The sequence below is a fragment of the Streptomyces sp. NPDC054932 genome (genome assembly GCF_053610205.1).
The window spans coordinates 18782-40335 of sequence record NZ_JBSGXU010000066.1 but is presented as its reverse complement, the minus strand read 5'-3'; the positions used below and the strand labels follow the sequence as shown (position 1 = coordinate 40335).

Here is a 21554-nt window from a genome sequence, read left to right as displayed (position 1 = left end):
CACCCAGGGGGTCAGTCCCGGGCGGCCGGCCCGTCGGACGCCAGCGCACGGGCCAGCACCGGGCCGATCTCCGCCAGGACTGCGGGGGACATCAGGTCGTCGTGCGAGCAGTCCAGGACGTGCTCCTGGATCCGGCCGTCCAGGTACGCGGGCCAGACCAGGCCCGGTGCCTCCTCCGCCGGGGTGGACCGGGAGGCCGTGAAGAACAGCACGTCGCCCCGGTAGCGGAGGGTGCGGCTGCGCGACAGCAGCCGTACGCAGTGCACGTTCGTGTCGACGATCGCCCCCAGCAGTGCCTCGTCGAAGCCGGCCAGCAGGCCCTGGCTGTCGCGGATCGCGGCGACCGCCTCCGCCCGGTCCGCCGGAGCCCCGCCCTCCGGCTGGTTCAGCCCGGCCACCGAGAGCAGGAAGCCGCTCTCCTCGCACTCCAGCCGCTCGCGCCAGTCCGGGGCGTCGATGTACGACCAGTCCTCGATCTCCGGCGGGTAGGCGTCCAGCAGCCCCAGGAAGGCGACCTCCTCACCGCGCTCCTGGAGCAGCGCGGCCAGCGTCTGTGCCACGGTCCCGCCGAAGGAGTACCCGAGGAAGCGGTACGGGCCCTCGGGCTGGACCGTACGGATCTCCTCCAGGTAGAGCTCCGCCAGGGAGACGACATCGGCCACCGCGGGCTGCGCGCCCGAGAGCCCGGGCGACTGGAGTCCGTACACCGGCCGGTCCGCGTCCAGGTGGCGCAGCAGGCCCGTGTACTGCCAGGCGAAGCCGGACGCCGGGTGGAAGCAGAACAGCGGTGCGGCCGTGCCCCGTTCACGCAGCGGCATCAGCACCCGCAGCGCGTCCCGGCGGGCGTCCGAGCCGATCCGGGCGGCCAGGTCGGCCACCGTCGGCGCGGTCATCACGGTCCCGACCTGGACCGGGGTGCCGAGCGACGCGCGGATCCGGCCGACCAGCCGCATCGCCAGCAGCGAATGGCCGCCGAGCTCGAAGAAGTTGTCCTCGGCCCCGACCCGCTCCAGCCCCAGAACCTCCGCGAAGATCGCGCAGAGCAGCTCCTCGCGCGCGTCCTTCGGCGCCCGGCCGGTGCCCGCTTCCCCGAAGTCGGGGGCGGGCAGCGCCGCCCGGTCCACCTTGCCGTTCACCGTCAGCGGCAGCGCCGACAGCTCCACGAAGGCCGACGGAAGCATGTACTCCGGCAGCGCGGCCGACAGCCGGGCCCGCAGGGCGGCCGGTTCGGGTGCGTTCGAGGCCGACGCCACCGTGTAGGCGACCAGCCGCTTGACGCCGGTCGGCCCGGTGTGGACGACCACGGCCGCCGCCGCGATGCCGGGCTCGGCCGCGACGGCCGACTCGATCTCGCCGAGTTCGATGCGGAAGCCGCGGATCTTGACCTGGTCGTCGGCGCGCCCCAGGTAGTCGATCTGCGCGTCCCCGCGCCACCGGACCAGGTCACCCGTCCGGTACATGAGCGTCCCCGGCTCGCCGAACGGATCGGCGACGAACCGCTCCGCGGTCAGCTCGGGCCGCCCGAAGTAGCCGCGGGCCAGACCCGCCCCCGCGAGGTACAGCTCACCGGCCACGCCGACCGGTACCGGGCGCAGCGCGCTGTCGAGCACGTAGGCACGGGTGTTGAAGATCGGCCGCCCGACGCACGAGCCGGCGCTGTCGTCCACGTCGGCGCCCAGCGCGTTGATCGTGTACTCGGTCGGGCCGTACAGGTTGTAGCCCATGGTGCCCTCGGTGCGCCCCAGCAGCTCCCAGAGGCCGTCCGGTACCGCCTCGCCGCCCAGCAGGAACAGCGTGGGCCGGTGCCGGTCGGCGTCCAGCAGACCCGCCTCGACCAGCTGCAGACCGTAGGAGGGCGTCACGTTGACCACGTCGATGCCCACGCTGTCGTAGTGCGCGGTCAGGGCGGCCGGGTCCAGCCGCAGCTCCTCGCCGATGACGTGCACCTCGTGCCCGTCGACCAGCCAGAAGAACTCCTCCCACGACATGTCGAAGGCGAAGGACACGGTGTGCGCCACCTTCATCCGGCGCCCGCCCGCGAGCGCCACCGCAGGAGCGAAGATCCGCTCGCGGTGGTTGAGCAGCATGTTGGTCAGGCCCGAGTACGGGACCACGACCCCCTTGGGCCGCCCGGTCGAGCCGGAGGTGTAGATGATGTAGGCGGGATGCCGGCCGTCCCGGACCCCTGTCAGCTCCGACTCCGCCAGGGGACCGTCCGCCCGGGCGGCAAGCTCGGCCCGGACCTGCGGATCGTCCAGCAGCAGCGCGGGCACCCCCTCCACCACCGGCACCCGGTCCGTCACCGGGGCCGTCGTGACCAGGCACAGCGGAGCGGCGTCCGCCACCATCGCGCCGAGCCGGTCCACCGGGTGGTCCAGGTCCAGCGGCAGATAGGCCGCGCCCGCCTTCAGCACGGCGAACAGCGCGACCACGAAGTCCGCCGACCGGGGCAGCCCCAGGGCCACCACGGTCTCCGGCCCCGCGCCCCGCGCCACCAGGGACCGGGCCAGCCGGTTGGCGCGGGCGTCGAGCTCCGCGTAGCTCAGCCGCTGGTCCTCGAAGACCAGGGCCGTCTCCCCGGGGGTCCGGGCGGCCTGCTCCGCGAACAGGTCGATCACCGTGGTGTCCGGGATCGCGTGGCCCATGTCGTCGCCGGTCGCCAGCAGTTCGGCCCGCTCGCCGGCCTGCAGGGTGACCAGGCGGCCCACCGGGACCGCCCCGCCGTCGGCGAGCTGCTCCACGAGCAGCGCGAGACGGCCCGCCAGGTGCCGCGCGGTGGCCTCGTCGTACAGGTCGGGCCGGTAGCCGAGGCTCAGCTCCAGCGCCGGACCGGGGGTCACCGCGAGGGTCAGCGGGTAGTGGGTGCCGTCGACGCTGTGCGTCCAGCCGATCGCGTGGGCCGCCACCGCCTCCTCGCGGGCGGCGTCGTTCAGCGGCGTGTTGCGGAACACGTACAGGGTGTCGAAGAGCTGCCCGAGGCCCGTCAGCTGCTGGATCGGGCCGAGACCCACGTAGTGGTGCGGCAGCAGGGCCGCGTGCTCGCCCTGCACCCGCACCATCAGGTCGCGCAGTGGCTCGTCGGGGCGCAGCGCGACCCGGAACGGCAGCGTGTTCATGAACATGCCGATCATCTGGTCGACCCCGGCGAGGTCCGCCGGACGGCCGGAGACGGTGGCACCGAACACCACGTCGTCGCGGCCGGTCATCCCGGCCAGCGCCATCGCCCAGGCCGTGCTGAGCACCGTGTTGAGGGTGACCCCGCAGCCGCGCGCGAAGGCCCGCAGCCGGTCGCTGGTCCCCTCGTCCAGGGACAGGTCCACCACCTCGGCGGTCACCGGCTGCCGGGCCGGATCGGCCCGGGCGACGAGAGTCGCCTGGTCCAGCCCGGACAGGTGGCTGCGCCAGGCACGCTCGGCGGCCCCCCGGTCGACGGCCGACAGCCAGCGCAGGTAGTCCCGGTAGGGGGTGACGGGCGGCAGCACGTCCTCGGCGCCGCCGCGCCCGTAGAGCGCGAACAGCTCCTCGAAGAACAGCGATTCCGACCAGCCGTCGGTGAGGATGTGGTGCTGCGTCACGCACAGCATCCAGCGCTCCGCCGAGAACCGGATCAGGGCCACGCGCAGCAGCGGAGGCGCCGCCAGGTCGAACCGGGCCGCCGCGTCGGCGAGGGAGAACTCCCGCAGTGCCTCGTCCTGCGCCTCCCGGTCGAGATGGCTGAGGTCGATCTCCCGCCAGGGCAGCTCCCACTCGCCCGGCACCACCTGCACCGGACCCTCCAGGCCCTCGTGCCAGAAACCGGACCGCAGGTTGGGGTGGCGGCGCAGCAGGGTGTCGAAGGCGGCGCGCAGGGCCGGCCCGTCGACGGCGTGCAGCAGCTCGACGAAGTTCTGCATCAGGTAGACGTCGAGGGCCCGGTCGTCGTAGACGGCGTGGAAGTACAGGCCCTCCTGCAGCGGCGCGAGCGGCAGTACCTCCGCCACGTGCGGGAACACCGCGGCCAGCGCGGCCTCCTGCCCTGCGTCGAGGGCGACGAGCGGGCCGGCCGGGGCCGAGGGACCGCCGTCCTGGTCGCCGGCGTCGCAGGCCGCGGCGGTCATCCGCTCCACGGTGCGCTGCTCGAACACGTCGCGCGGGGTGAGGACCAGGCCCGCCTTGCGGGCCCGGGTCACCAGCTGGATGGAGACGATGCTGTCCCCGCCCAGCGCGAAGAAGTCGTCGTCGATCCCGGCCGAGGGCAGTCCCAGTACCTCGGCGAAGACGCCGCACAGCGCCTCCTCCCGGGCGTCGCGCGGCGGCCGGGACAGCTGGGCCGAGCCCAGCTCCGGGGCCGGCAGGGCGGCCCGGTCCAGCTTGCCGCTGACGTTCGTCGGGAGCGCCTCCAAGACCACCACGGCGGCCGGGACCATGTGGTCGGGCAGCACCGCGGCCAACCGCTCCCGGACCGCGGCCCCTTCGACCGGGCCGGTCACGTAGCCGACGAGGCGCCTGACCCCCGGGGTGTCCTCGCGGACCATCACGGCGGCGGAGCCGACACCGGGCAGGACGGCCAGGGCGGACTCCACCTCGCCGAGCTCGATCCGGTAGCCGCGGATCTTCACCTGGTCGTCGGCCCGGCCCAGGAACTCCAGCTGCCCGTCGGACCGCAGCCGTACGAGGTCGCCCGTACGGTACATCCGCGAGCCCGCCGGGCCGTACGGGTCGGCGACGAACCGCTCGGCGGTCAGGGCCGGCCGGCCCAGGTAGCCCCGGGCCAGGCCGTGGCCCGCCAGGTACAGCTCACCGGGGGTACCGGCCGGCGCGGGCCGCAGCGCGGAGTCCAGGACGCGGGCGGCCGTGTTCCCGATGGGCCGGCCCACGATCGGGGTGGGCGAGTCGGCCAGGTCCGCGCCGAGCGCGTCGACCGTGTACTCGGTCGGCCCGTACAGGTTCACCGACATCACCCCGGGAGCCGCGCGGACCTCGCTCCACAGCGCCTCGGGAACGGCCTCGCCGCCCAGCAGCAGCAGGCCCGGCCGGTGGTGCGAGCCGCTCAGCAGCCCCCACTCCAGCAGCGCGCCGGCGTAGGTGGGCGTCACGTCCATGGCGTCGATCCGGTGTTCGCGGACGTAGCCGACGGTGAACTCGGCGTCGCGGCGGCCGATCTCGTCCAGCACGTGCAGCTCGTGCCCCGAGACCATCCAGAACAGCTGCTCCCACGAGGTGTCGAAGCTGAAGGAGGCGGTGTGCAGGGCACGCAGCTGCCGGCCGCCCGCAGCCCGGGCGGCGGGGGCGAAGACGTCCGCGACGTGGTTGGCGTACAGGTTCGACAGACCGCCGTGGGTCAGGACGACGCCCTTGGGGCGGCCGGTGGAACCGGAGGTGTAGATCACGTAGGCCGGGTGCCCGGACTCCGTGCGCGGCGGACGGGAACCGCCGCCGTGCGCGGCGAGTTCGCCGGTCACCTCCGCCGAGTCCAGGACGATCCGCTCCGGTCCGCCCGCCGACCCGGCGGGCAGCAGCGGGAGGGCCGCCTCCGTGGTCAGCACGCACACCGGGGCCGCGTCCTCCAGCATCAGGGCGATCCGGTCGGCCGGGTAGTCCAGGTCCAGCGGCAGGTACGCGGCCCCCGACTTCAGGGCGGCCAGGATGGCCACCACCGACGCGGCCGAGCGCGGCACGGCCAGCGCCACGACCGCCTCGGGTCCGGCGCCGCGCGCGGTCAGGAGCGCGGCCAGCCGGTCCGCCCGGTCGTCGAGCTCCGCGAAGGTCAGCCGGTCGGGGCCGCAGACCACGGCGCAGGCGTCCGGGGTGGCGGCGGCCTGTGCGGCGAACCGGTCGGCGATCGTGCCCTCGGCAACGTCACGAGGGGTGCCCCGGCCGGCCGTACGCAGCTCCGCGCGGTCGGCGGCGGACAGCGGCTCCAGCCTCCCCACCGGGCTGCCCGGGTCGCCCGAGACCTGCTCCAGCAGGGCGGTGAACCGCTCGGCGATCCGGGCGACCGTGCGGGCCTCGAACAGGTCCGGCCGGTACTCCAGGGCCAATTCGGCCCGCTCGTCCAGGGACACGGACAGGGTGAGCGGGTAGTGCGTGCCGTCGCGGGCCTCGACCCCCGTCACCCGCACACCGTCGGACAGCGCCGGGCGGGCGGACGGGTCCACCGGATAGTTCTCGATGACGACGAGGGTGTCGAACAGCTCGCCGCCGCCCGTCTGCTTCTGGATCAGGCGCAGGCCCAGGTGGTGGTGGGCGAGCAGGGCGTTCTGCTCGTCCCGGAACCGTCTGAGCAGGTCGGCGACGCTCTCCCAGGCCCGCGCGGTGAGCCGCACCGGGACGGTGGTGATGAACAGTCCGACCATCGACTCGACGCCGGGGATCTCCTCGGGCCGGCCCGCGACCGTCAGCCCGAAGACCACGTCCCGGCGGCCCGTCAGGCTGCCGAGCAGCAGCCCCCAGGCCGCCTGGATCACCGTACTGGGCGTGGTGCCCAGCGCCCGCGCCGCGGCCGTCAGCCGGGCCGTGGCCGCCTGCGAGAGCTCCACGCGGTGCACCCCGGGTCGCACCGCCGTGCGGGACGGGTCGGACGGGGCCACCAGCACGGCCTCGTCCAGCCCGGCCAGCGCGGTCCGCCAGGCGCCCTCGGCGGCCGGGAGGTCCTGCCCCTTCAGCCACTTGAGGTAGTCGCGGTAGGGGCGCACGGGCTCCTGGGCCGAGGCGTCGCCGTCGCTCTCGTACAGCGCGAGGAGGTCCCCGACGAGCAGCGGCATCGACCAGCCGTCGACCAGGATGTGGTGCACGGTGACCACGAGGAGGTGGTCGCCTCGGCCCCGGCGCACCAGCAGCAGCCGCAGCAGCGGCGGCCGGTGCAGCTCGAACCGCCGGTCCAGCTCGGCCCGTTCCACGCGGCGCACCGCGGCCTGCGAGGGGTCGGCCGACAGGTCCGCCCGGCCCAGCACGAAGGTCACCTCGGCCGGCACGAACTGCACCGGCTGCGGCACCCCTTCGTGCCAGAAGCCGGCCCGCAGGTTGGGGTGGCGGCGCAGCAGCGCCGCGCCCGCCCGTTCCAGCCGGTCCGCGTCGACGGGGCCGGCCAGCGACACGGAGACCTGAACCGTGTACACGTCCGGCGCGCTCGCGTCGTAGACGGAATGGAACAGCATGCCCTGCTGCAAGGGGGACAGCGGAAGCATGTCCTCTATTCGAGCCTGCGTCACTGCTGGGCCCTCCACATTTCTTCGAGCATGGTGATCTGGTCCTGGTCGAGGTCGACCAGGTCGAGGTCCGAGGGGGTGTGCCCCGCGGACGTGCCGCCGTCGGCCCAGGCGGCGAGGGCGTCCACGGCGGCCGTCCAGCCGTCCGCGAGCTGCCCCACGGTGTCCTGGGAGAGCGCCTCGCCCGCCCAGATGAAGTGGGCGGTGAGCTCCGGCCCGCCGTCCCCGTCGGTGATCTCCGCGGTGATCTCCAGTGCGTGGGAGAGCGGCATCGCCGGGTCGGGGCGGGCGGACAGGGCGTCCGCCTCCGGGGCCGGGCCCCAGGCGGAATCGGCCCGGCCGGTCTGCCGGCCCAGGTAGTTCCACAGGATCTCGGCCCGGGCCGACGGGTCGAACAGGCGCGCCGTGGCGGGGTTGTTGTAGCGCAGCAGACCTGCGCCCAGCCCGCCGTCGGGCACCGCCCGCAGCAGCTCCTTGACCTCCTTGAGCAGCGATCCGGCGTCCGCGCGCCCATCGGCCACCGCCGCCGGGTCGTACGCTCCCACCGGCAGCCGCAGCGGGTGGATGCTGGTCAGCCAGCCCACCGTGCGGGTGAGGTCGGCGCCCGGCAGCAGTTCCTGCTCCCGGCCGTGACCCTCCAGGTCCACGGTGAACCCGTCCGGCCGGGCCTGCCCCGAGCGGGTCGCCCAGTCGCCCACCGCCAGCACCAGCGCGCTCAGGAGGGTGTCCCCGACCGTGCCGTGGAAGGCGGCCGGGACGGCCTGGAGCAGCGGAGCCGTGCGCTCGGCGGAGATGCGTACGGAGAGCCGGCGTGCGGTGGCCGCCGTGTCCGTGGACGGGTCCAGCGGACGTCCGGCGAGCAGCGGCCCGCCGGGGGCGGCGGCCAGCCAGCGGTCGAGCTCGGCGGTCCGGCGCGGGCTCTGCGCCTCGGCCAGCAGGTGCGTGGTCCAGGCCCGCAGTGGGGTCCCGACCGGCTCCAGGGCCGGTGTCCGGCCCGCGGCGGCGGCCTCGTGGGCCGCCTGCAGATCGGGCAGCAGGATCTGCCAGGACACCTCGTCCACGGCGAGGTGGTGGACGACGAGCAGCAGCCGGCCCGGCTCGGCCGGACCCCGGTCGAGGTGCACGGCGCGTACGAGCGCCCCCGACTCGGGATCCAGCAGCCGCCAGACCCGCTCGGACTCGGCGGCGACCAGCTCGCGCAGGGCGGTGTCTGACAGGCCCGCCGCGTCCACGCCCTCCAGGACGGCGGAGGCGTCCACCGCGCCCGTCGGCCGGATCTCCGCGCTCCACACCCCGGGGCGGGGCACGGTCAGCTGCTGGCGCAGCCCGTCGTGGTGGTCCAGTACGGCCTGCAGTGCGGCGGTGAGGTGCGGGCGCCGGGCTCCGGCGGGCAGCCGGACCAGCCGCGCCTGCGCGAACGAGGCGAAGGGCCCGCCCCGTTCGGCCAGCCAGGAGGCCACCGGGGGCAGCGGCAGCGGGCCGGGACCCGCGTCGGCCGCACGGGCGGCGGGGGCGGCAGCGCCCTCGGGCACGGTGGCGACGGTCGCCAGCGCGGCCGGGGTCGGGTGCGTGAAGATCTGCCGGGCGGAGACGGTCAGTCCGGCCTTGCGGGCCAGTCCCACCAGGCGGATGGAGACGATGCTGTCGCCGCCGAGCTCGAAGAAGTTGGTGTCGGGGCCGACCTCGGGCAGGCCCAGCACCTCGCCCATCAGTGCGCACAGGATCTGCTCGGGGGTTCCGGCGGGGACCTGGGCGGTCCGCGGGAGCGGTGCGGCCGGTACGGCGATCACGGGTGCGGGCAGCGCCCGCCGGTCCAGCTTGCCGTTCGCGGACAGCGGCAGCCGCTCCAGCTCCGTGAACACGGCGGGGACCATGTACTCGGGCAGGCGGGCGGCGGCCAGGGTGCGCAGGGCGGCCGGGTCCACGGTGGCGCCGGGAGCGGGGACCGCGTAGGCCACCAGGCGGCGCACGCCGGGCTGGTCCTCACGGACGACGACGGCGGCCCGGTCCACCTCCGGCGCGCTCGTCAGGACGGCCTCGATCTCCCCGAGTTCGATGCGGAACCCGCGCAGCTTGACCTGGTCGTCGGTCCGGCCGAGGTAGTCGAGGCGGCCGTCGGACAGACGCCGGACGAGGTCGCCGGTGCGGTACATGCGGGCGCCGGGGACGCCGTACGGGTCGGCGGTGAAGCGCTCGCCGGTGAGCGCCGGGCGGCCGAGGTAGCCGCGCGCCAGCTGGACGCCGGCCAGGTACAGCTCGCCGGGGACCCCGACGGGCACCGGCCGCAGCCGCTCGTCGAGCACGTACAGGCGGGTGTTCCAGACCGGGAGGCCGATGGAGGCCGAGGCCCGTCCCTCGGTGGTGGTGAGCGCGGTGCAGGCGCCGGAGGTGACGTCGACGGCCGCCTCCGTGGGGCCGTAGAGGTTCTCCAGTGCCACCGGGGCGCCGCCGGCCGAGGCGTGGAAGCGGCCGACGAGCTCGGTGGGCAAGGCCTCACCGCTGCACACGACCAGGCGCAGGGACGGGCAGTCGGCGATCCCGGTCTCGCCGAGGAAGGCGGCGAGCATGGACGGGACGAAGTGGAGGACCGACACCCGCTGTTCGCGGATCAGGTCGGCGAGGTACAGCGGGTCCTTGTGCCCGTCGGGGCGGGCGACGACCAGCGGCACGCCCTTGGCGAGCGGCCAGAAGAACTCCCAGACCGACACGTCGAAGCTCGCCGGGGTCTTCTGCAGCACGCGGTCTCCCGGGCGCAGGGTGTAGGCGCCCTGCATCCACTGCAGCCGGTTGACGATCGCCTCGTGCTCGACCAGCACGCCCTTGGGCATGCCCGTGGAGCCGGAAGTGAAGATCACGTAGGCGGGGTGGTGGGGCAGCAGGGGCGCGCAACGCTCCGCCTCGGCCAGGTCCGAGCCGTCCAGCGCGGCCAGCCGGGACCGGACGCCGGGGGAGTCCAACAGGACCCGCTCCCTGCCCACTTCGGGGGAGAGCAAAGTTCCCGACAAAGTGTCGGTAACTATCAGGACGGGCTCGGCGGTACGGGTCATGTGTGCGAGGCGCTCGGTCGGCAGGCCGAGGTCGAGCGGCAGGTAGGCGCCGCCGGCCCGGACCACCGCGTGCAGGGCGACGACCAGGTCGAAGGAGCGCGGCAGGGCCACGGCCACCACCGACTCCGGGCCGACCCCGGAGGCGATGAGCAGCCGCGCCAGCCGGTTCACCCGCTCCTCGAACTCGGCGCGCGACAGCTCGCGCCCCTCGAAGACCAGCGCGGGGCCGGTCTCCTCCTTCGCGCCCGCCGCCACCAGGGCGGCCAGCGTCCGCGGTCCACCCAGGGCGCGGCCGGTGTCGTTCCAGCCGTGCAGCGCGAGCTCCCGCTCCGCCGGGTCCAGCACCTCGACCGCCGAGACCGGGCGGTCCGGCGCGTCCACGACCGCGTCCAGCAGCAACAGCAGGCGCCTGGCCAGCAGTTCGACGGTCGGGCGGTCGAAGAGGTCGGTCGCGAAGCGGATGCCGCCCGCGATCGCCCCGTGCTCACCGGAGGCACCGAAGGCGAACTCCAGGTCGAACTTGGCGCCGCCCGTCTCCACCGTGAACTCCTGCGCCGGCAGCCCGAACAGTTCGGCAACCGCACTGTCCACGGAGTGGTAGGTCACCATCGTCTGGAACAGCGGATTGCGCGAACGGGACCGCTCCGGATCCACCGCCTCGACCACGGCCTCCAGCGGCAGATCGGCGTGGGCGAAGGCCGCCGGTCCGGTGTCCCGCACCCGCGCCACCAGCTCGGTGAAGCTCGGGTCCCCGGACAGATCGGCGCGCAGCACCAGCGTGTTCAGGAAGAAGCCGACGAGACCGTCGAGCTCCACGCCCTCCCGGGCCGAGACGGGACTGCCCAGCGGGATGTCCTCGCCCGCGCCCAGCCGGTGCAGCAGCGCCGCGACGGCCGCGTGCGCCACCATGAAGAGCGTCGCACCGCCCTCCCGGGCGATCCGCGCCAGCCCCGCCCCGACCCGGGCCGGGACCTCGAAGGTCACCACGCCCCCCTCGTACGAGGGGACCGCCGGCCGCGGCCGGTCGGCGGGCAGCGCCAGCTCCGCGGGAGCGCCGGCCAGCGCCTGCCGCCAGTACGCGGCCTGCCGGCCCGCCACCGACTCCGGGGCGCCGGCGTCACCGAGCAGCTCCCGCTGCCACAGCGCGAAGTCGGCGTACTGCACCGGCAGCGGGGCGAAGCCGGGCTCCGCGCCCGCCGACCGGGCGGCGTACGCCCGGTCCAGGTCCGCGAGCAGTGGTCCGGCCGAACCCTCGTCCGTGGCGATGTGGTGCACCAGCACCACCAGCAGATGGTCGTCGGGTGCGGCCCGCAGCAGCGTGACCCGCACCGGCGCCTCGGCCGCCAGGTCGAAGAGGTGTCCGCCCGCGCGGACCGCCTCCTCCTCAAGCCGGTCCGGCGCCACCTCGCGCACCGTCAGCGCCACACCGGCCCGCTCGGCCGGAAGGACCACCTGGTAGGGCTCGCCCTCGTGTTCGCGGAACACGGTCCGCAGGCTCTCGTGGCGGGCGACCAGATCGCGGACCGCCGCCTCCAGGGCCGCCGTGTCCACCGGCCCGTGCAGCCGCACCGCGAGCGGCACGTTGTAGGTGGTGCTCGGACCGCGCACGCTGTCCAGCAGCCACAGCCTGCGCTGTGCGAAGGACAGCGGGAGCCGCTCGGGCCGCGGGGCGGCCGCGGTGAGTCGCGGACGCCCGGCGCCCGTGCGCTCCGCCAGCAGGGCGGCCAGCGCGGCGACCGTGCGCATCTCGAAGAGGTCGCGGACGGTGCAGTCCACGTCCAGGGCGGACCGGAAGCGCCCCACCGCGCGGGCGGCGAGCAGCGAGTGGCCGCCGAGGGCGAAGAAGTCGTCCTCGACACCGACCGCGTCCAGGCCCAGTACGTCGGCCAGGACACCCGCGAGGATCTCCTCGCGGGCGTCGCGCGGTGCCCGGGAGGCACCCGTGACCGGGGCGGCGGGCGTCGGCAGCGCACGCCGGTCGAGCTTGCCGTTGGCCGTGGTCGGGAGCACCGCGAGCGGTACCACCACGGCAGGGACCATGTACTCGGGCAGGCGGGCGGCGGCCAGGGTGCGCAGGGCGGCCGGGTCGAGCGTGGCGCCGGGAGCCGGGACGGCGTAGGCCACCAGGCGCTGCACGCCGGGCTGGTCCTCGCGGACGACGACGGCGGCCCGGTCCACCTCCGGCGCGCTCGTCAGGACGGCCTGGATCTCGCCGGGTTCGATGCGCAGGCCGCGCAGCTTGACCTGGTCGTCGGTGCGGCCGAGGTACTCCAGCCGCCCGTCCCGGCTCCAGCGCACCAGGTCGCCGGTGCGGTACATCCGGGCGCCGGGGACGCCGTACGGGTCGGCGACGAAGCGTTCGCCCGTCAGTGCCGGGCGGCCGAGGTAACCGCGGGCCAGCTGGACGCCGGCCAGGTAGAGCTCGCCGGGTACCCCGACGGGTACCGGCCGCAGCCGGGCGTCCAGGGCGTAGGCCCGGGTGTTCCACACGGGGCAGCCGATGGAGGCGGAGGCGGAGGCGGGCGCGGAGTCCGGTCCGGCCGCCGGACAGTCCGCGGCGGTGACGTCGACGGCCGCCTCGGTGGGTCCGTACAGGTTCACCAGACGGATCGCGCCGCCCGCGGCCGAGATGTGGAAGCGGGTGACGAGCTCGCTCGGGAGGGCTTCGCCGCTGCAGACGACCAGGCGCAGGGACGGGCAGTCCGCGATGTCGGCCTCGCCCAGGAATGCGGCGAGCATGGACGGCACGAAGTGCACGACGGAGACGCGCTCTTCGCGGATGAGTCCGGCGAGGTAGAGCGGGTCCTTGTGTCCGTCGGGGCGGGCGATGACCAGCGGCACGGCCTCGGCGAGCGGCCAGAAGAACTCCCAGACGGAGACGTCGAAGCTCGCGGGGGTCTTCTGGAGCACCCGGTCGGTGGCGTCGAGGCCGTACGCGTCCTGCATCCAGCGCAGCCGGTTGACGATCGCCCCGTGCTCGACCAGTACGCCCTTGGGCCTGCCGGTGGAGCCCGAGGTGAAGATCACGTAGGCGGGGTGGTGGGGCAGCAGCGGCGCGCGCCGCTCCGCGTCCGTGACCGGGCCGCCCGGCAGCGCGGCGAGCTCGGCCGCCCGCTCCGGCGCGTCCAGCACGAGGATCTCGGTGTCGGGCAGGTCGGGCAGCGCCCCCAGCGAGGGCAGGTCCGTCACCAGGCAGACCGGCGCGGCCGTTTCCGCCATGTACGCCAGTCGCTCGGTCGGCAGGCCGAGGTCGAGCGGCAGGTAGGCGCCGCCGGCCCGGACCACCGCGTGCAGGGCGACGACCAGGTCGAAGGAGCGCGGCAGGGCCACGGCCACCACCGACTCCGGGCCGACCCCGGCGGCGATCAGCAGCCGCGCCAGCCGGTTCACCCGCTCCTCGAACTCCGCGCGCGACAGCTCGCGCCCCTCGAAGACGAGGGCCGTGGCCAGCGGATCGCGCCGGGAGCCGGCCGCCGTCAGGGAGTCCAGGGTCTGCGGGGCCACCGGCCGGGCGGTGTCGTTCCACCCGTCCAGGACCTGGGCGCGCTCGGCGGGGTCCAGCAGTTCCAGCTCGGCCAGCGGGACCTCGGGGGCCGCCGCGGCGGCGCCGAGCAGCCGCAGCAAGCGGGTCAGCAGGGACCGTACGGTCTCCGCGTCGAACAGGTCGGTCGCGTACCGCACGCCGCAGGTCATCGAGGCGGCCGCGCCGCCGGTGCCCGGCGTGCGGCGGAAGAGGATCTCCAGGTCGAACTTGGCGTCCCCGGCCGCGACCGGGAACTCCTCGGCGGGCAGGGAGCCGAGGGCGAACAGCGGCTCGGCGCCGCCGTCCTCGTAAGCCACCATCGTCTGGAAGAGCGGGTGCCGCGACAGCGAGCGCTCCGGGTTGACCGCCTCGACCACCGCGTCGAACGGCAGGTCCGCGTGCGCCAGGGCAGCGGCGCCGAAGTCGGCCGTGCGGCGCAGCAGTTCGGCGAACGACGGGTCGCCCGCCAGGTCGGCGCGGATGACCAGGGTGTTCACGAAGAACCCGACCAGCCCGTCGAGGACCTCCTCGCCGCGCCCCGCCACCGGGCTGCCCAGCGGGACGTCCTCGCCGGCGCCCAGCCGGTGCAGCAGCGCCGCGACGGCGGCGGTCACCACCGTGTACATCGTGGTGCCCCGCTCACCGGCCAGGGCCTCCAGCTCCGCCACGAGTTCGGGCGGCAGCGCCGCGGTCACGGTCCGTCCCTCGTGCGTGGGGTGGACCGGGCGCGGCCGGTCGGCGGGCAGCGCCAGCTCGTGGGGCAAGCCCGCGAGCGCCTCGCGCCAGAAGCCGGCCTGACCGTGCGCGACCGATCCGGCGGCCGCGGGGTCCCCCAGCAGCTCGCGCTGCCACAGCGCGTAGTCCGCGTACTGGACGGCTGGCGGCGCGGTCTCCAGGACCCCGCCCGCGCACCGGGCCGCGTAGGCGGCCGCCAGGTCGGCCAGCAGCGGGCCGGCCGACCACTCGTCACCGGCGATGTGGTGCAGCAGCAGGAGCAGCACCTGGTCGTCGGCGGCGGTGCGCAGCACGGTCACCCGCAGCGGCGTCTCGGTCTCCAGGTCGAAGGGGTGGCCGGCCGCCGCGTCGAGGCTCCGGCCCAGATCGGCCGGCTCGACGTCGGCCACCGCGAAGGGCACGGCCGTGTCCGAAGGTTCCAGCACCCGCTGGTACGGACCCTCGGTGTCCTCCGCGAACACGGTGCGCAGCGCCTCGTGCCGGGCCGTCACCTCGTGCACGGCCGCTTCGATGGCCGCGGTGTCCAACGGCCCGCGCAGCCGCAGCGCGAGGGGGATGTTGTAGGTGGCGTTCGCCCCGTCCATCCGGTGCAGGAACCACAACCGGGCCTGGGCGTACGACAGCGGCAGCCGCTCCGGGCGCGGACCCGCCGCCAGGACGGGGCGGACCGCCGCGCGGCGGCCGGCCAGCCGCTCCGCGAGCGCCGCGACCGTGCGCAGCTCGAAGACGTCCCGGACCGAGCACTCGGTGCCCAGCGCCGTCCGGATCCGGGCCACCACGCGGGTGGCCAGCAGGGAATGCCCGCCGAGGCGGAAGAAGTCCTCGTCGACCCCGACCCGGGGGACGCCCAGAACCTGGGCGAAGACGTCGGCGATCTGCTCCTCGGCGGCTCCGCGCGGGGCCCGTCCGGAGCCACCCGCCGCCACGACGGGAACGGGCAGCGCCGCCTTGTCCAGCTTGCCGTTCACGTTCGTGGGCAGCACCGGCAGGACCATCACGGCGGCCGGGACCAGGTGTTCCGGCAGCCGCTCGGCCAGCTCCGCCCGCAGCCGGGCCGGATCGGCCGGGCCCGTGACGTAGCCGACGAGCCGGGGCAGGCCGGGAGTGTCCTCCCGGACCACGACGGCGGCCGAGGCCACCCCGTCCAGGGCCGCGAGTTCGGCCTCCACCTCGGCCGGCTCCACCCGGAAGCCGCGGATCTTGACCTGGTCGTCGACCCGGCCGAGGAACTCCAGCAGGCCGTCGGCCCGCCACCGTACGAGGTCGCCCGTGCGGTACATCCGGCCGCCGACGGAGTCGAACGGATTCGCGACGAAACGTTCCGCCGTCAGCGCGGACCGACCCAGGTACCCGCGGGCACTCTGCTCGCCCGCCAGGTACAGCTCACCCGGCACACCCACCGACACCGGCCGCAGCCGCCCGTCCAGCACGTGCGCCCGGCTGTTGTCGAGCGGCCGGCCCACCACCGGCGAGGCGCAGTCGGTCACCCGCGCCACCAGGGCGTCCACCGTGAACTCGGTGGGCCCGTAGTAGTTGACGACCTCCACCCCGGGGACGGCGCGCAGCTCCTCCCACAGCGCGGGCGGCACGGCCTCCCCGCCCAGCAGGAAGAGCGGCGGCCGCCACTCGCCCGCCAGCAGCCCGGCGTCCACCAGCTGCCGTCCGTACGAGGGGGTGACGTCCAGTGCGTCGATCCGCTCCGCGCGCACGTACGCCACGACCGCGTCCGCGTCCCGCCGGCCGTACTCGTCCAGGACGTGCAGCTCGTGGCCGGCCACCAGCCACAGCAGCTGCTCCCACGAGGAGTCGAAGGAGAAGGAAGCGGTGTGCAGCGCCCGCACCCGGCGCCCGAGCCGCGCGGCGACCGGCAGGTACAGCTCCCGCTCGTGGTCGCGGAAGAGCCGGGTCAGCCCGGCGTGCCGGAGCACGACCCCCTTGGGGCGGCCGGTGGAACCGGAGGTGTGGATGACGTACGCGGCGTGCTCCGGGTCCACGGGCACGTCCGCCCCGGCCTCGGCGGCCGCCAGCCGCTCCACCGTCTCCGGGTCGTCCAGCACCACCAGGTCCACGCCGGGCAGCCGGTCCGCGACCGCCCGGGTGGTCACCGCGCACACGGGTGCCGCGTCCGCCAGCATGAACGCGATCCGCTCCGCGGGGTGGTCCAGGTCCAGCGGCAGGTAGGCGCCGCCCGCCTTCAGGACGGCGAGCGTGGCCACCACGGTGTCGGCGGAGCGCGGCACGGCCAGGCCCACCACCGTGTCCGCGCCGACCCCGCGCGCGGCCAGCACGGCCGCCAGCCGGCCCGCGCGGTCCTCCAGTTCGGCGAAGGTCAGCCGCTCCTCCCCGGCGACCACGGCCACCGCGTCGGGAGTCGCGGCCGCCCGGGCCGCGAACACCTCGGTCACCGCCCCCGGCTCCACCGGCCGGTCCGTGTCGTTCCAGCGGGCCAGCCGGGCCCGCTCGGCGGCGTCCCGCAGCTCCCACCAGGACACCGGGTCCCCCGGAGCCGCGACCGCCGCCGCGAGGGCGCGGAGCAGCCGCTGCACGAAGGTCTCCACGGTCGCGCGGTCGAACAGCGCGGTCGCGTAGAACACCTCCAGCTCCAGGTCGTCGCTGTGCGCCGCGTCCGAGAAGGTGATGTCGAGGTCGAACTTGGTGACACCGGGATCCACCCGGTCCACCCGGGCCGGGCGCCCGAACAGGTTCGCCACGTCCTGGGTCACCGTGCTGTGCGAGACCATCGTCTGGAAGAGCGGGTGACGGGCGAGCGAGCGCTGCGGGTTCACCTCCTCCACGACCGAGTCGAAGGGCAGGTCGGCGTGGTCGAGCGCGGCCAGGTCGGCCGTGCGCACCCGCTCGAGCAGCTCCGTGAAGGACGGGTCGCCGGACAGGTCGGTACGCAGCACCACCGTGTTGACGAAGAAGCCGACGAGCTCGTCGAGCGCACTGTCGGTCCGCCCGGCGACCGGGCTGCCGAGCACGATGTCCTCGCCCGCCCCGAGCCGGTGCAGCACCGCGGCCACCGCCGCGTGCACCACCATGAACACGCTGGTGCCGCTCTCGCGGGCCAGCGACCGCACCGCGGACGCCAGTTCGCGCGGCACCGCCCTGAAGACCATGGCCCCGGCCGGGTCGGCCACGGCCGGGCGCGGCCGGTCCGTCGGCAGCCCGGCCTCCGGCGGCAGCTCCGCCAGGGCCGTGCGCCAGTACGCCGCCTGCGCGGCGGCGAGCGAACCGGGGGTCCGTGACGCGCCCAGCAGCTCCCGCTGCCACAGCGCGAAGTCGGCGTACTGCACGGCCGGGACACCGAGTTCAGGGTCGGCGCCCGCGCACCGGGCCGCGTACGCCCGCTCCAGGTCGCGCAGGAACGGCCCCATCGACCACTCGTCGCTCGCGATGTGGTGCAGCAGGACCACCAGGGCGTGCTCCCCGCCGGCCGCGTCGCGCACCAGGGTCACCCGCAGCGGGGCCTCGCCGGACAGGTCGAAGAGGTGCCCCAGCGCGTCCCGCACCGCGGCCTCGAACCCGTCCGGCGCCACATCACGCACGTGCAGCCGTACTCCGGCCTCCGCCACGCCCAGCACCCGCTGGTACGGCTCCCCGTCCCGCTCCCCGAAGACGGTGCGCAGGGTCTCGTGGCGGCCCGCCACGTCCCGCAGGGCCGCGTCCAGGGCGTCCGCGTCGAGCGCAGTGTCGAACCGCACCACGAACGGGATGTTGTAGGTGGCGCTCGCCCCCTCCACCTGGTGCACGAACCACAGGCGCTGCTGCGCGTACGAGAGCGGCAGCGGGTCCGGGCGCGGACCCGCGACGGGCGCCGGGCGGGCGGCGGCCGTGCGTCCGGCCAGCAGCGCGGCCAGCGCGGCCACCGTGCGCGCCTCGAAGACGTCCCGGATCCCGCACTCGGTGCCCAGGGCGGTACGCACCCGGGCGATCACCCGCGCGGCCAGCAGGGAGTGGCCCCCGAGGGTGAAGAAGTCGTCGTCCGGACCCACGGACGCGAGGCCCAGCACATCGGCGAAGACCCCGCAGAGGATCTCCTCGCGGGCGCCGCGCGGGGCCCGTGCCCCGGCTCCCGCCAGCGCGGCGAGGTCGGGAGCGGGCAGGGAACGCCGGTCGATCTTCCCGTTGGCGGTCAGCGGGAAGGCGCCGAGGACGACCACGGCGGACGGGACCATGTACTCGGGCAGCAGCTCGCCGAGCGCCCGGCGCAGGGCCGCCGGGTCGGGGGCGGGCCCCTGTGCCGCGGGGGTGACGTATCCGACGAGGTGCGGGAAGCCGGGCAGGTCCTCGCGGACCAGGGCCACGGCCCGGTCCACGCCCTCACCGGCGGTCAGCGCGCTCTCGATCTCGCCGAGTTCGATGCGGAAGCCGCGCAGCTTGACCTGGTCGTCGACGCGGCCGAGGAAGTCGATCCGGCCGTCCGCGTGGCGGCGCACGAGGTCGCCGGTCCGGTACATCCGGCTGCCCGCTGGCCCGTACGGGTCCGCGACGAAACGTTCCGCCGTGAGGGCGGGGCGGCCGAGGTAGCCGCGCGCGAGCTGGTCCCCGGCGAGGTACAGCTCCCCGGGGCGGCCGATGCCGACCGGGCGCAGGGCCCCGTCGAGGACGTGCGCGCGGGTGTTCCAGAACGGCACCCCGATGTCCGGGACCCCGGTGTGGCCGGGGTCGAGGAGGCTGGAGGTCGCCCAGATGGTGACCTCCGTCGGGCCGTACACGTTGGTGACCGAGCGCGCGGTGCGGGCGAGGCGCTCGGCGAGGGCGGCGGGCAGGGCCTCCCCGCCGACGAGCACGCGGGTGCCGCCGAGCGAGGCAGGACGGCCGTCCTCCAGCAGGGCGTGCCACAGCGACGGCGTGGCCTGCATGACCGAGGGCCGGTGGGCGTCGACGAGCGTGGCGAGCGCGGCCGGGTCCCGTACGGTGTCGCGGTCCGCGAGGACCACCGTGGCGCCGCTGATCAGCGGGGTGTGGATCTCCAGGGCGGCGATGTCGAAGGAGACGGTGGTGACCGCGACGAGCCGCTGTCCGGGGGCCAGGTCGAGCTCGTGGGCCTGCATGCGCAGGAAGTTGGCCAGGGCCGCGTGCGGGACGACGACCCCCTTGGGCCGGCCCGTGGAGCCGGAAGTGTAGATCACGTACGCGGGGTGGCCGCCGGCGAGCGGGGCGGTGCGCTCCGCGTCCGTGAGGGCGTCGGCGGCGGTGTCGGCGAGCTCGGAGAGGGTGTCGGGGGCGTCGAGGACGACGGTCTCGACCCCGTCCACGACCGGGGCGGTCGCCGCGCAGTCCAGGGTGGTCAGGACGCAGAGCGGGCGGGCGTCCTCGACCATGAACTCCAGCCGGTCGGCGGGGTAGTCGAGGTCGAGCGGCAGGTAGGCGCCGCCCGCCTTCATGACGGCGAGCAGGGCCACCACGAGGTCGGTGGTACGGGGCAGCGCCAGGCCGACGACGGTCTCCGGGCCGGCGCCGCGGTCCGTCAGCAGGCGGGCGAGCCGGTTGGCACGCTCCTCCAGGGCGGCGTAGTCCAGGCTACGGGCCCCCGCGATCACGGCGGGCAGCTCGGGGTGCAGGCGGGCGGCCCGCTCGAAGGCGTCGACGACGGTGCCGGCCGGCACCGCGTGGTCGGTGTCGTTCCAGTCCAGGAGCATGGCGTCACGGGCCGCCGGCGCGAGCAGGTCCGGGCGCCCGACGGGGACCTGCGGTCCGGCCGCGGCGGCCTCGCGGAGGAAGTGCGCGAACTCGGCGCGGCGCGCGGCCAACGTGTCGGCGTCGTACGCCTGCGGGTTGGCGTCGAGTTCGAAGCGGATGCGGCCCTCGGCGGCGTCGTGGTGGACGCCGAGGGTGAGGTCGTCCACCGGGCCGGCGGCGACGTTGTGCACGGCGCCGGCCGCTCCGGCGAAGTCGAGGGAGTTGTCGAAGGCCTTGATGTTGACCACGGGCCCCAGCAGGCCCTGCTCGCGGCCGGACAGTCCGAGATCGCGGCGGATGTCCTCTGCGCGGTAGCGCTGGTGGCGGCGCAGGTCGCGGATGTCGGCGGCGACCGTGGCCACCAGCTCCGCCAAGGGGGTCTGCGGGCGTACGGCGACGCGCAGCGGAAGTACGTTGACGACCATCGAGGGGACCTTGAGGGCGGCCGAGCCGAGCCGTGCCATGGCGGGCAGGGACAGCAGCACGTCCCGGCTCCCGGTGGCCCGGTGCAGGTAGGCGGCGAACGCGGCGGTCATCACGTCGGCCCAGCTGGACCTGGCGGCGCGGGCGATGGCGAGCAGGCCCGCCGTCTCCTCGGGGGTCAGGGCGGCGCCGTCGCGCAGGAAGGCGTGCGCCGCGGGGAACCGGGCGCCGCTCAGCGGCTCCGGCTCGGGGTGGTCCGCGAGCCGCTCCAGCCAGTAGGCGCGGTCCTCGGCGAACCGGGGGGAGGCGCGGTAGGCGTGCTCCTCGGCGAGGATCACCTCCAGCCCGCCGAACGGACGGGGCGCCGGTTCCCCGCCCCCGGCGAGCGCGGTGTAGACCTCGGCCGTGCGCCGGGAGATCAGGGAGAACCCGAAGGCGTCCAGGAGGATGTGATGGGCCCGCTGGTACCAGAGCGTGCGGTCCGGGCCGACCTTGTGCAGCGTGAACACGTACAGGGAGTCCCGGACCGGGTCCACAGGACGCGCCATGTCGGCGCGCATCAGGGACAGGGCGGTGCCGTACGGATCGTCCTGGCCGGTGTGGTCGAGTACGGCGACCAGCGGTCCTGCGCCGGGCCCGCTCCGGGCGACCTGGTAGGGCTCGCCGTCGGAGCCCTCCGCGAAGCGTGCGGTGAGCGCCTCGCTCTCGGCGACCGTCTGCCGGAGCGCGGTCACGAACAGGCCGGTGTCCAGGGGGCCGTCGATCTCGACGTACTGGCCGACGTTGTAGACCGGGGAGTCGGGGTCGAGCCGCTGGCCGTACCAGACACCGGTCTGGGCCCCGGTGAGGGGGAGGCGCTGGGAGGGACGCTCGGTCATGGACATCGTGCTCCAGATTCGCTGCGGGTCCCCGGCCGGCGGGGGGACCGGCCGGGGGAGTTCGACGGGGTGCGGG

General features: G+C 75.3%; 2 protein-coding genes. Both read right to left on the bottom strand.

From position 1 onward, the window contains the following. Nucleotides 1-11: 11 nt before the first annotated feature. Nucleotides 12-7166 carry an amino acid adenylation domain-containing protein gene (locus ACWGE1_RS19585; RefSeq protein WP_453421753.1) on the bottom strand — a complete coding sequence of 2385 codons (7155 nt, stop codon included), beginning with the start codon at nucleotides 7164-7166 and terminating at the stop codon, nucleotides 12-14. 20 nt (nucleotides 7167-7186) lie between these two features. Further along, the gene (locus ACWGE1_RS19580; protein ID WP_453421752.1) at nucleotides 7187-21478 is read right to left on the bottom strand and encodes an amino acid adenylation domain-containing protein; all 14292 of its coding nucleotides are present in this window, start codon (nucleotides 21476-21478) and stop codon (nucleotides 7187-7189) included. Between the last annotated feature and the right edge of the window lie 76 nt (nucleotides 21479-21554).